This window comes from Clostridium culturomicium (assembly GCF_000821305.1).
Classification (GTDB): Bacteria; Bacillota; Clostridia; order Clostridiales; family Clostridiaceae; genus Clostridium_J; species Clostridium_J culturomicium.
Map to the genome: position 1 here is coordinate 780997 of NZ_CCXK01000017.1, position 12293 is coordinate 793289.

Consider the following 12293-nt stretch of genomic DNA (forward strand, 5'->3'; position numbering starts at 1 on the left):
ATATTTGTATTAAATTGTGTATGAAAAGGAGCAATTCTATGAGGAAAAAATATTTAGGAATAATTATAGCTGTTATAGGTGTGATTGGATTTAGCATTTTAATGGGGATGGCTGAACTACTTAGATTTATGGTGAATTATAGGGGTGTTCCGTCATTTATAATCATAAAAGAAAATTTTTTATTATCTTTTATAATCATAGCAGCTGTTATATTTATTGGTATTTATCTAATAATTAAAGATAAAAATCATGAATTTAATGAAAATGACCAATCTTAGGTCATTACATACTTTTAGGATTTAACATAACAACGTATTAATGCACGAAATAAACAAACGATTTGAAAGAATGTGTGGTGGTTGAACTTATGAAAGTTAAAGAGTTGATTACTTTTTGGACTCCTTTTGCAGTTTTAGTTGTAATTGGTCGTAGACTACTTAAGTTTGGATTTAATTTAAATGCTTTTAAATCTGGATTTATAACTGAATTATTTACTGGAGTTATTGTATGTTTAGTTGTTGTTATAGTACTAGAAAAAAGAAAGAAAGTACAATAGGAGTTTAAATGTTAATATATCATAGAATTAAAATTAAATACTAATTTAATCAAGATACCGTACTATTCAATTAGAATATGCGGTATTTTATTTACAAATAATAGGAAATACAAAATACAAGTTTTATTGTAAAATTAATTAGATTAAAAAAAAACTAGCGATACAATAAAAATACCACTAGACTGCATAGGGAATTATGTAATAATTTTGGTCATGAAAAAAGTATCATTTCTGAATAAAAAATGATAAACTTGAAATAGACTATTGAAACACAAAAACACGCACGTAAAATATTTTCTTTTTAAAAATTACGTTCGTTTTATTTAATATTTCATTTTTAATAGCCACTTAACAGGTGGAATATCAAGATTTTTTATTTTTTCTACTTAATGACTATAAACATATATTACACTGTTTTTGTTTCAAAGTCAACACTTATTGATAGTTATCTTTTATTATATATACTTAATTTTTTAATAGGCTGATTTTGTACATCTTAATATAATGGGGTGTACAAGCTTGAGTCTATTAGATTCAAAAAAATTATAAAGAGTGGTGGACTTAATAACACCAGGAGGAGGAAATGTTATGAAGATAATCAATTTAAAAGAAGGTATGGAGTTATATTATATTAACAATGATAATGTTGTTAAAAAGTGTACATATGAGTATACAAATAAGAATGGTAAGAAATACGTTTCATTTATTAATAAAAGAGGTGGAGTAAGTTATGCATTCTTGCCAAGGGGAACAGAATTCTTTTCTTGTGAAGATGAAGCTTTAAAAAGAAGAGATAAAATTATATTAAAAATATATGAAAATGAAAAGTTAGCTAAGGAAAGAGAGTTGGAATATAAACTGAATAGAAAGAGATATGAAGAAGAAGGAAGGATAGCATTAGAAGACATATTAAGTAAGGTTGAGAATGTTAATAGATTACCATTGTGGGAAGTGGTTGAAGAATTAGATAATAACTATGAGTTAAATATAGATGGATACGATGTTTTAACAAGTAATTTCAATGAAGAGTTCTTAATTGCAGATGGAACAAAGATTGTAATAAAAGATGGTGAATGTTTTAATAAATCGAGTGGCGAACTACATAATGTCTATTGGTTTGTACCTGAAATTGAAACTTATATATGCATAGAATGTGGGTTATGGCAAAAGTATTATACTGATTTATTTAATGAAGTATCTATGGAGTTTGAAGATACATATTATTATGAAGAAAAGATGTTGCCTTGGGATTGGAATAAAGAAGGGGTTAAGGCTTATTTTAGAAATGGTATAAAATATGAAATTGATAAAAATTATAAGGAGCTTGATGAGTTTCTATAATTAAATAAATTTAAAGGGTTATTAATCTGGTACAGAGATGCCATATACCACTTGTTTTTTATACCCTTAAACCTAAAAATTACTCCATATTAGCATTAAAAATTAACTTAAATTAGAGTGATATACTTTGTCGTCAATACAATTAAAATCGTTTCTAGGGGTAAAATAGAGTATTGTACAAGCTTTATAGCAGTATAACTAATAGTTAGTATGCAAAAAAATGAGTATCGTGTGGTAAAACGTGAAAATCTCTCAATACGTTGATATGACTACAATAGAAGGCTATAAAAATTCATATTTTGAAAGTGATAAATCTTACTTAAATATTGATATTACTAGAATAGAAGATTATTTCAACTTCTCAGTATATGGAAGCATATATTTTTAAGAGGTGTACCTATAAAAAATGATACTAAAATGCAGCCATGAACTTTTAAAATGTTGATATATCGGTGCTTTAGAAGGGGTGCTTAAGATTATATAGGAGATATAAAAAAATTCAAGTTAAATTGCCATTATCGTGTTTTCAAAATTATATCTAACCCATTGAAAATACAATGTTTGTTAATGGTGCTTTTAACACTATCTATAGGGAGGATAAAAGAAAGATAAAGTATTGATTTAATCATCCACTTTAAAAATAGCAGTATCAATGGGTTGAGGGGTTATCTCCAGAACTCTATTAATGAGTATATATGTGTAAAATAAACAACACATATTAAACATATTAAAATTGAAAATTAGGGTTAAAAATTTCACCGAGTTTTTTTTAATGGTGATGTTTCAATGGGTTAGGCAGTGTATCATCTGAGACCTATGGATAGAAAGTTTAAAAGCCTTTTTATATATTTTTTAACTTTACAGATTTAATAATAAGAAAGGAAGTGATTTTATGAATGAGCAGCAAATAAGAGAAGGACTAAAACGATTAATAAGACTTCATGGAACTTCTGCACAATTTATAGCTAATAAGATAGGTAAAAGCAGGGAAACAGTTACAAAATTTATTAACGACAAGTTAAATTTTAAACTAAGCAAAGAAACATTAGGATTATTCGAGAATTATTTAAATGAAAGGATGTAATTAAATTATGGGAAAAATATTATTAACATTATTAATCTCGGTAGTAGTAAATTTTATTATAACTAAATTGTTTACAAGAGAAATAACAAAGAGTTTTGATAAGCAACTGCAAGACTTAGAGGAAGAAATGGACAAGTATTACTCTAGTTTCATAAGATAATTAAATACATAGATAGTTGGATGGAGTTTAATCTCTGTCCAGCTTAATTTAGAAAGGGAGGTTTCGATTATGAAAGTAAATGAAACAGATCAAAGAAAGATATTAGCAAAATTAAAATATGAGGACAAGTCAATTAAATGGCTTGATACGGTTGACGGTATGGGTTTTCCGATGTTGACTACCACATATAAAGGAAAGATATATGATGTATGTGTAAATTACGAAGATGGTAATGCGATAGTTTATAAATTAAATAAATATGGCGCAGGTGAATGTAAGAACATGCCTTTTGATTTTGTTGCTAGGTTTATTAAAGGTACAATTACCGTTATGAATGATATGGAATTACGTTTTCAATTCAAGAAGTAGGAGGTTATATGAACATAAGTCAAGAAGGAAAGAAGATAAAGATCGATAAAACTGTAGAAGAGTACATAACTGAAATGAAAAAATGGAATCCCGTACATATTAAGCAAAAGGAATTTATAAATAAGCTGGTAAGTAGTATATATTTTGATGAAAAGGAAGTAATAAATGTATGCCCATCTAGATGTGGAATAGGGAAATCGACAGCTATTAATGCAATACTCTATAGGTTGGTTAATGGTGAATTTGGAGAAATTACAGAACCGATAGATGGAGTTGGAGCAATATTTGTAACTGACAGTTTGGAAAGACTTGAGAAAACATATCAATATAAGAAGTTAAAGAATTTTGCATACTTAATGAAATATAATCAGGATATTGTCGAGGTTGAGAACAGAAATGATTTCAGGCAACAAGTCATAGATCAGTTTAAATATCCGATACTTTTATTAACTACTCAAAAGTATTTCAAAATGTCTTCAGAAGAAAGAGAGATTTTATATAAATGGAAAGGAGGAAAAAGAGAATTATGTTTAATGGATGAAAAACCATACATTACCCAATCAATTGAAATAAATGAAAGATATTTAGCAGATATAAGTGTTGCTATTGAAGAAATTAGAAAGTGTGACGAAAAAGTATACTTACTTAAAACATGGAAGGCTATTTATAATGATTTAGATATTATAAGAGATACTATGTCGGAAAAATATACTACCATGTGGTTAAAAAATAGTAAGAAATGTTTATTATTTAGCGAGGATGAAGATAAGAAATTCTTTGAAACACTTTCTAAATATGTTAAGAGTAATATCTATGACAATGTGCTAAGACTAAAAGATATATATACTAATGGGTGTTTATTTATCTCTAGCAATAGTATTGATTCTGATAATAGTAGAAAATTTATACTTACATATAACAATATAAACAAGTTTGACATAGATAAATGTAAATATTACATATTAGATGCCACTGCTAAATTTGATATAGATTATATGATTGATATTGATTTAATAAAGTACATGGATATAGATGATAAGAAGGAAGAAAAAGATATAACTGTTAATATGATACCATTTTCAACAAGCCAAAAGAAACTTAAAGATACAGGAGAATACTCTAATGCTAATGTTATATGTAATTGGATAAATAAGAGTTTCAAAGATGTGTTGGTTGCTTGTAATAGAGGGGCGAATGGAATCATATATAACAAGTTCAAGAAGAAACTAAATACTGATAATCTAGAATATTACGGAAATATAAAGGGGAAAAACAGTTATGAATCACTCCGTGAAATGGTACATATAGGATTTAATAGATTTTCGGATGTTACTTATTTAGTTAATTATATAGTACTTTACAGCATGAGTGATATATTCAATAACTTAAGCAATGAAGAGATATTAAATAACATAGAAATTCTATTAGAGAGTAAAAAAGGTCAATTTGTGGATTTGAAAATGAAATCTATCTTTAGAAGCAGATGTATTGTTGATACGGTACAAAATGTTATGAGAATTAAATGTAGACATTTCACTAACACAGAACCATGTACAATATGGATAATAACAAGTGCTTACTATGAGGATGTTGTAACAAGAATAGCTGATAATATTGGAGCAGACTTTAAAATGTTCTTACCGAGAGAATTTGAGGATGCAAAGGTTATGAGTAGAAAGGCATCTGACGGAAAAGAAATGACTAATCCACAAAAGATTATGAAATATTTAAATGGACTTGAAAAAGGGACAACCATTAAAACAAAGGATATTTATGATGGTACTGGACTAAGTAAAGACCAATTAAATGAATGTAGAAAGTCTAATGAATTTATAAAAAAATGGTTTGAATGTCATACATCATCGAGAGGGAAGTATGTAATTTAGTAATAGTTAGTGTGGGTTTCTCTAATATATATATTAGGGATTACCCCCCTAAAATAATCAATCAATTGTAAAAGAATATATGGAGGGGTGTGGGGATACCAATAATCATAATAAGTGAGTGCCTTGTGCCGAACGTTTATGATTTCCCCACAAAGACTAACGCACAATTACAGCAGAGCTGAATTGCTTGTTATGTTTGTCAGCCTTGTTCCAAGTCAGCCAACCATTAATAAAAATATACTCAATCAATAAATAGATAATTATAAATAACCTACAAATGGCTTGAATTGGTAAGAAAATATGGATTCTATTGAATTTTAGAGTGTAAATGAATAGTTATAATAATTAGTTCACAAGAATGAATAGAAATGAAGACTATTTGTTATCTTCACCATGAAGGAAGCAAAATAGGTTAAAGACATTTTTGACGATAACTTAACTGATATTCAGAGTGAAGGATAGTTAGTAACCGAAATTATTCGGTAGCTAAATGTATTATACATATCAGTTAAGTTCCCAATGCTGGGAATTATGCAAAAGTGAGAAAGATAGATAAGCAATGTTCTTGGAGGACATAACGTAGATTCGCCAATATAGGCGATTTTGAAAAAGGAAAGTGAGTACAACGAAATGTTCTTAAAGGACATAACGTAAGAGAATCCCCCGATTTGGGGAGGAAGTGTAACCAATAAAAACATGTCGTTTAAAACTACCTGTTTTTAATTAAGTTCCCTTTTAAAAAGGAGGCAGAAAGGAGTGAGAGGATGGAGAGATATGTAAGAGTCTTTAGGAAAGATATAGCAATGCAGCTTATAAATGAAAATTATAAGTTATTAAAAACAGAACCAAATTGGAATTGTCCAAAATTAAAGGTGTTTATCTTTGATGAAGTAGACGGAATAAATAATAGATTAAATGAACTAATACATAAATAGATTAAATTATCGAAATTATCAAATATCAAAAATCGAAAGGTGGAAATAAAATGGAAAGTAAAGATTTAAAAAATGGAGTAAAAATAGCGAACATAGAAGGAAAGTGGATAAATAGAACTGGTGATAAAAATATTTATGAAGCTAAATATAAAACTAAAACTGGTAAGGTGGTTGAAATAGGATTCAATAAAATATTTACAGCTACAATGCCATATAGCTTGGAAACACTAAGAGCATTTGATAAATATAAAGATAGATTTTATTCAGATGAAAATGGAATATGGACAAACTTATTCTTAAATTTAAAATTTAGTAAAGGTGATAAAGTTGAAATAAATGGCAAAGTAAAGAAGATAAATAAGAAGGATATAAGAAAAGATATATATATTAATGATTTTACTTATAATAATGTGGAATATACATTTTTTAAACGTGGAGGAAGTAAGGCTAGAACAGCAAATGTAATAATGGTTGATAAGAAATGTTATGAAGAGTTATTTAAGCCTTGTTTATTGGGATTAGAATTGGAAAAGGATGAACCAATTGATTTAACAAGTCTTGAGGCTTATATAAGTCTTATCATGAGTAGTATAATAGGAACTATTGACATAAATAAGGACGAAATATTAATAATTGATGATGTTGAAAGTGAAGAATTTAAAGCATATCAAACTATAACAACATTAGAAGGACAAGGTAATGCTGATTATTTCAAGGTTATAAATAATTTAACTGATGGTCAAGGATTACTCGATGAAAGTATATTTATAGAAAATGAATTATTAAAAACTTCTACATGTGCTTTGTTGAGAAATGACTTCTTAAAGTGTAATGCGTTGAGAACAAGACTACAAAAATATTATAGCGAAAATGGAATAACTAAAGTTTGGGATATGTATAGAGGATGGATTGATGCAAGTAAAATAAAATTAGTAATTACTCCATCAAGTTGTAAATATCTTAAATTTGATTCCAAGTTTAATAGTGAAAAAGAATGTTATTTGAATTGGTTAAACAATATACCAGAAATATTTGGAGTAGTTAAGACGGATCATAAAGGTAATTATGGATATTCTAATAGGTTAAGTTATCAAATGATAAATTCAATGAACATAAACAAAGAAGAAATGAATGAGTTAATGAAGGATGAGATACGTTATTTAAAATTATTAATTAATAATAGCGAGGTTGACTCGGTAGAGTTAAGGAAAATGAATAAGAAAAATAAAGCAGATGAAAGAGTTAAGAGAAATAAGATGAGTTACTACATTAATAGTATAGGTAAAAGCGATGAGTTAAGTACTGATGATATGATAACAGCTTTATTGAAAAGAAATACAGATTATAGATTTACAGATGCTTTTAAAATTCACAAAAAACATCAGATAGAATCTTATTTATATAACTTAAGATTAGGGAAGATAAGAATTAAAAATAGTTTATATGCTATTATGATTGCTAATCCATATACAATGTTGAAGGCAACTATTAGAGAGGGTAATAAAATTATATCTAAAGAAGATGTAGTTGAAACAGGAGCAGAGTGTTATTGTCCTAGATTTGGAAATACTGTTGAATTGCTAAGTATACGAAATCCTCAGATAAACGGGGGCAATGTTTATCATATGACTAATAGGTATCATGATGAGTATAAATGGTTTGGATATGTTGAAAATGACGTACATAAACATGATTTCGTAGTTTTTGTTAATGCATGGGATGTTGACATAATGAACAGATTGCAGGGCTGTGACTGGGATATAGATACTACATTCTTAACAGATAACAATTTGCTTGTAGAGAAAGCAAGAGAAAATGAAGCTTATGCAACTCCTGTAAATGGTATAAGCGGTAGTAAGATGATAAAAAGGTATAATAAAAAAGAACTTGCTAAACTTGATAATTACCTTGGTCAATCAACCATGAACATTGGTAAGATAGTTAATAAAAGTGCTATATTTAATGCTTATATGTATGATGCAATTAATACAGGTAAAAGTGAAGAGTATATACAGGCTTGTTATGATGCTAGTAGTGCATTAAGCTCTTATAGCCAAATAGCTATAGATATGGCTAAAAAGTCTTTTGTGGATAAAGAGGGTAAGCCGTTATCACTTATAAAACTTATGAATGAATTAAATCGTATGGAAGTCGATGGTGAAGAGATATTACAATATAAAAAAGGTAAAAACGATAAAAATGAAGATGTTAAATATATGGTAGTTCCTGAGTTTTTTAAGTACATTGCAAGTGATAATAGTTATAGAACTACAGTAAAAATGGAATGTGGCATGGATTACTTAGAGGAGATATTAGATAATTTTAAAATTAAAGCTATGAAAACAGATAGCATTAAAGTTGAAGAATTATTAAATGATCCTAGCGGAAGACGAAATAATAAAAAAATGGATCATGCTAGAAAGATTATAAGTGAATGTAGTAGTTCATTAAATAGTGAAAGTGTTATATATGATAAAGATGATACTAAGGAAAAACAAAAGGAAAAGTATAACCTACGTAAATATTATAAATCTAAAGCAGTTAGAGAACTAAAAGAATTAAATTTAAATTCTAAAACAATATATACTATATTAGCTAGAGCTTTTGATATTGCTGAAGATAAAGATAGTGAAATTTATTTATTGGATAAAGATGGAGAGGTAGTAACCTATACTGATAAAGATAACAATATTATACCAGTTAGAATTAAAGAGTTTAAAGAGGTTACAAGTTTATGTATGACACTATTATTTAATGCTTATAAGGATGAATTTATAAAATGCTTCAAAGAAAATAACTATAAAAATGAATTAACGAAAGATGTTAAAAATGTATGGAGGTAGTCAAAATGTTGAAAAATCAACGAATAAAGGCATCACCATAACGACATATTATGGTAGTATATGTAACTACTAACATGATGCGAATTAAGTAGGTCAGGTCGCTATTTGGCAATGCGATAAATAAGTATGCAGCCTTACCATGGTAAGATCAAACGGGAGGATGGAAAAACCCATTCTCCTTTTATTTTAAAAATATTTATAATTATCTAATTTTAATGATATATCAAGCTGTTTGATTTGTCAAGAAAAAGATTTTAAATGGAAGGTAATTGTATATTTGTGTTGAATTACTAATATAGAAAGGTGGTAATTGTATGAAAGAGGAAAAGGTTTTGAATTATATATTTGAGGCTATATACTATTTGGATAAAGCAAAAGGAGAGTTGGATATTATAGCTGATTATTTTGAAGATAGGATTAAAAAGAGGAATTCAGTTAGAGCTTTTTACGATGAATCTACCGATAAGTATGTGCAATATATGAATAAGATGTATGAATTTGTTGAAAGGGTTAAATTGTACATGGAATTGAGTGGAGATGAAGAAGAATTTAATAAATTGTTGAATATGAAGAAGAAGGTTATTGATAGTATTTTTGTGACTTATTCAGAAGATTCAAGTGAGGATTGCTTGATTAATTACAATGATTTATGCAATAATCAAATTCATTCCATGGATGAATTTAGAGTATATTTAAAATCTATATACAATAAATACATAGTTAGGGATTAGCATTGCTAGTCCTTTTATTATGTCTTAAATTAGGTTGTTAGAGTTAATATGATTTATTAATTTTATAGAGTCTAATTTAAGACTTAAACTCGAACATGAGCATCAAAAGCTGGTTCGTAAACTCTAATCCTATATTAAGTTTAAAATCTTAATATACGTTTGCATAAAGTTGTTGGAAGTCTTGCTACTTAACGGAGTTCGAATCTCCCCCTCCTTTTTATTATTGCGAAGTAGCTGAGTAGATCACACATTAGATGAAGGTAGTAACTACCTCGGTAGAAATACTGGACTACAAAGAGTTGGGAATCTCAATAAAAATCCCATTTAAATGAATTTATAGGCTAAGGTGCCTTTAAAGATATATTAATTAAGAAGATAAAGGAAGAAGGATGTAAAGAATGAGAAGAGAAATGAGAAAGAAATTGATGAGTAAAGAAGAGATGATTAGAGAAATTTTTGGCGAAGAAAAAAGAGACGTTAAAGAAGTTGCTAAAGAGATTGTAGAAGTGTTAGAAGAAAAATTAGAAACTAAAGTAGAGTATAGTTATTGTAAAAGTGATAAAAGTGTTTATCTAAATGTATTTCTAAATAAATATGACTATGCAAAAGTGTCTTTTAGTTGTAAGTATAATTTAGGATTAGACACATATGTATCAGTAGTGTTAGATAAATTAAAACAAAAAGATTGCGTAGTGCATAAAGCATCTAGATTAGAAAAAATAATGGTAGACATGATTAAAGAATATGAATCTGAATTTTATATTATGGATGGTGTAATATGTCTAAATAATAATGAAATAGCAGCATTAGAGGATGTTAAAGATTATAGTATAAGTGAGTGCGAAGAATGTGTAATAGTAACTTTGAGAGGAAATGATGAAATGATTATATGTGACTTATTAGAAAATGAGTGTGATGTATATGAGGAAGACAGTAAAAAAGTTATAGCATTTATTAGATAAAGTGTAGATATTGCGAATTAAATAGGAGGTAAATTATGAGAAAGTGTTTAAGAGGTTTTTGTCCTAATGGAGAAAGTAAGTGTTGCTTAGAATGTGAAGATAGAAGTGCTTGTAGTAAACTTGGAAAATGCTCTTGGGATAATGATAATTTAAACTTAGAAGAGTGTTCAGAAAAGATATAATTCGTCATTCAAATCGAAAATGTACATAGAAGGGGTTAGCTAAATGGCTGACCTCTTTAATTATATTAAAAGTTAATACACCCTTTTTATTCATGGGAGAGATGAATGTGAGTTAATTTAATTAATTTAAAATAGAAAGGATGTGTATTTATTTAGCTAGAATTAACGGTAGCTGAATAGGAATTATGAAGAACAGTAAAGAGTACATGAGAAAATGGAGAGAAGAGAATAGGAAGACTTACAAAGAATATCAGCGTAATTATTATGTTGAGAACAAAGGGAAATGGAAGGAATATAATAGTAAGGATAGTTTTAATTGTGTTTACAGAATTTTAAATACAGATGGTGATGTCATTAGAATAGGATCAACAAGCAATTTGAGGAAGAGGATAAGCAATTATATGTCTGAGAAGGTGTTTAAAGGCTGGGGTATATGGAAATGGTTCCATGTCTTAAAGGCTGATAAAGTTGAATATATCATGGTAGATAGTCGTGAAAAGGCATTTGCACTAGAATGTGTGTTACTTAAACAAGAAACACCTTTATTGAATACCAACCAGGTGAAAACTGATTATTTTGATGAGTATATAGAAAGTTTGGGAGATGTATCAGACATTGAAGATTTATGGGAAGAATATGATATAAGCAGGTATAAGAATATATACCTTAATTTATTATAATTTTTTATATTTAGAATTCCAAACATATTTATCTAATTTTATTATACCAAAATGAAAAGTAAAGTCAACAGAAAAATAAAAATAATTTAAAAGGTGGTGATAAAATGTTGAAAGATGATTATGGATGGGAAGAAATAAGAGGATTAGAGCAAGTTATTTTCTTTATATATTCAGAGTTAGAAGTTGAACCAGTAGCTGAGGAAGGTAGAACTATATTCTATGTTAATACTAAAGATTCGAAATATGACGATGTTATGATGACATGGCTTAATGCATTTCATGATATGAGAGGTGTAACTATAGACTACAACAGATATTTAAAAAGTCAAAAATATGTTAGAAATATTATGGCTATGAATAGAAAATAAGAATAGAAGAATTGAAGAATTAAAGAAGGGAAGAGTGAAGAAGATGTTAGATTTATTATTAGTAATTTTAGAAAATTTAATTTGTACAGTAGCACTTGTGATTTGGTTCGTTTGTAGCTTTGCTATTGTTGGAGCAGGATTTAAAGCCTGTGACTGGATATTTCACAAATATAATAAGGTTAAAAAGGTGGAGTAA

15 protein-coding genes are annotated in these 12293 nt (G+C 27.9%); all 15 read left to right on the forward strand.

Annotated elements, in window-relative coordinates; genetic code table 11:
- The first annotated feature begins 38 nt into the window (after positions 1 to 38).
- The 15 genes from BN1075_RS16130 to BN1075_RS21710 all read left to right on the forward strand — a co-directional run bounded on the left by BN1075_RS16130 (position 39) and on the right by BN1075_RS21710 (position 12293).
- Positions 39 to 278, forward strand: coding sequence for a hypothetical protein (locus tag BN1075_RS16130; RefSeq protein WP_040194265.1), 240 nt, complete (start codon positions 39 to 41; stop codon positions 276 to 278).
- Positions 279 to 367: 89 nt separating this feature from the next.
- Entirely contained in the window at positions 368 to 556 is a 189-nt protein-coding gene (locus BN1075_RS16135; protein ID WP_040194266.1) for a hypothetical protein, read from the forward strand.
- Positions 557 to 1144: 588 nt separating this feature from the next.
- Entirely contained in the window at positions 1145 to 1897 is a 753-nt protein-coding gene (locus BN1075_RS16140; protein WP_040194267.1) for a hypothetical protein, read from the forward strand.
- A gap of 892 nt (positions 1898 to 2789) precedes the next feature.
- On the forward strand, positions 2790 to 2981 hold the full coding sequence (locus BN1075_RS16145; RefSeq protein WP_040194268.1) for a hypothetical protein: 192 nt from the start codon (positions 2790 to 2792) through the stop codon (positions 2979 to 2981).
- 7 nt (positions 2982 to 2988) lie between these two features.
- Positions 2989 to 3141 (forward strand): hypothetical protein, encoded by a 153-nt coding sequence (locus BN1075_RS21695; protein WP_156132812.1) that lies wholly within the window; start codon positions 2989 to 2991, stop codon positions 3139 to 3141.
- Between the two features lie 69 nt (positions 3142 to 3210).
- Positions 3211 to 3510 carry a hypothetical protein gene (locus tag BN1075_RS16150; protein ID WP_040194270.1) on the forward strand — a complete coding sequence of 100 codons (300 nt, stop codon included), beginning with the start codon at positions 3211 to 3213 and terminating at the stop codon, positions 3508 to 3510.
- A gap of 8 nt (positions 3511 to 3518) precedes the next feature.
- Positions 3519 to 5396, forward strand: coding sequence for a hypothetical protein (locus BN1075_RS16155; protein WP_040194271.1), 1878 nt, complete (start codon positions 3519 to 3521; stop codon positions 5394 to 5396).
- A 764-nt stretch (positions 5397 to 6160) separates the two neighbouring features.
- Positions 6161 to 6331, forward strand: a complete 171-nt coding sequence (locus BN1075_RS21700; RefSeq protein ID WP_156132814.1) for a hypothetical protein — start codon at positions 6161 to 6163, stop codon at positions 6329 to 6331.
- 50 nt (positions 6332 to 6381) lie between these two features.
- On the forward strand, positions 6382 to 9174 hold the full coding sequence (locus BN1075_RS16160) for a hypothetical protein (protein WP_040194273.1): 2793 nt from the start codon (positions 6382 to 6384) through the stop codon (positions 9172 to 9174).
- A gap of 314 nt (positions 9175 to 9488) precedes the next feature.
- Positions 9489 to 9905 carry a hypothetical protein gene (locus BN1075_RS16165; protein ID WP_040194274.1) on the forward strand — a complete coding sequence of 139 codons (417 nt, stop codon included), beginning with the start codon at positions 9489 to 9491 and terminating at the stop codon, positions 9903 to 9905.
- A gap of 398 nt (positions 9906 to 10303) precedes the next feature.
- Positions 10304 to 10867, forward strand: coding sequence for a hypothetical protein (locus BN1075_RS16170; RefSeq protein ID WP_040194276.1), 564 nt, complete (start codon positions 10304 to 10306; stop codon positions 10865 to 10867).
- A gap of 35 nt (positions 10868 to 10902) precedes the next feature.
- Positions 10903 to 11049: a hypothetical protein gene (locus tag BN1075_RS21705; protein WP_156132816.1), complete on the forward strand. Its 147-nt coding sequence runs from the start codon at positions 10903 to 10905 to the stop codon at positions 11047 to 11049.
- 185 nt (positions 11050 to 11234) lie between these two features.
- Positions 11235 to 11729, forward strand: a complete 495-nt coding sequence (locus BN1075_RS16175; protein ID WP_040194277.1) for a GIY-YIG nuclease family protein — start codon at positions 11235 to 11237, stop codon at positions 11727 to 11729.
- A gap of 104 nt (positions 11730 to 11833) precedes the next feature.
- Positions 11834 to 12097 carry a hypothetical protein gene (locus tag BN1075_RS16180; protein ID WP_040194278.1) on the forward strand — a complete coding sequence of 88 codons (264 nt, stop codon included), beginning with the start codon at positions 11834 to 11836 and terminating at the stop codon, positions 12095 to 12097.
- A 34-nt stretch (positions 12098 to 12131) separates the two neighbouring features.
- Positions 12132 to 12293 carry a hypothetical protein gene (locus BN1075_RS21710; protein WP_156132818.1) on the forward strand — a complete coding sequence of 54 codons (162 nt, stop codon included), beginning with the start codon at positions 12132 to 12134 and terminating at the stop codon, positions 12291 to 12293.

Bases quoted from the DNA above. Each gene is read 5' to 3' on its own strand.
- BN1075_RS16140 (WP_040194267.1), top strand. From the start codon at position 1,145: ATGAAGATAATCAATTTAAAAGAAGGTATGGAGTTATATTATATTAAC.
- BN1075_RS16130 (WP_040194265.1), top strand. From the start codon at position 39: ATGAGGAAAAAATATTTAGGAATAATTATAGCTGTTATAGGTGTGATT.
- BN1075_RS16155 (WP_040194271.1), top strand. From the start codon at position 3,519: ATGAACATAAGTCAAGAAGGAAAGAAGATAAAGATCGATAAAACTGTA.
- BN1075_RS16175 (WP_040194277.1), top strand. From the start codon at position 11,235: ATGAAGAACAGTAAAGAGTACATGAGAAAATGGAGAGAAGAGAATAGG.
- BN1075_RS21705 (WP_156132816.1), top strand. From the start codon at position 10,903: ATGAGAAAGTGTTTAAGAGGTTTTTGTCCTAATGGAGAAAGTAAGTGT.
- BN1075_RS21700 (WP_156132814.1), top strand. From the start codon at position 6,161: ATGGAGAGATATGTAAGAGTCTTTAGGAAAGATATAGCAATGCAGCTT.
- BN1075_RS21695 (WP_156132812.1), top strand. From the start codon at position 2,989: ATGGGAAAAATATTATTAACATTATTAATCTCGGTAGTAGTAAATTTT.
- BN1075_RS16180 (WP_040194278.1), top strand. From the start codon at position 11,834: ATGTTGAAAGATGATTATGGATGGGAAGAAATAAGAGGATTAGAGCAA.
- BN1075_RS16170 (WP_040194276.1), top strand. From the start codon at position 10,304: ATGAGAAGAGAAATGAGAAAGAAATTGATGAGTAAAGAAGAGATGATT.
- BN1075_RS16135 (WP_040194266.1), top strand. From the start codon at position 368: ATGAAAGTTAAAGAGTTGATTACTTTTTGGACTCCTTTTGCAGTTTTA.
- BN1075_RS16160 (WP_040194273.1), top strand. From the start codon at position 6,382: ATGGAAAGTAAAGATTTAAAAAATGGAGTAAAAATAGCGAACATAGAA.
- BN1075_RS16165 (WP_040194274.1), top strand. From the start codon at position 9,489: ATGAAAGAGGAAAAGGTTTTGAATTATATATTTGAGGCTATATACTAT.
- BN1075_RS16145 (WP_040194268.1), top strand. From the start codon at position 2,790: ATGAATGAGCAGCAAATAAGAGAAGGACTAAAACGATTAATAAGACTT.
- BN1075_RS16150 (WP_040194270.1), top strand. From the start codon at position 3,211: ATGAAAGTAAATGAAACAGATCAAAGAAAGATATTAGCAAAATTAAAA.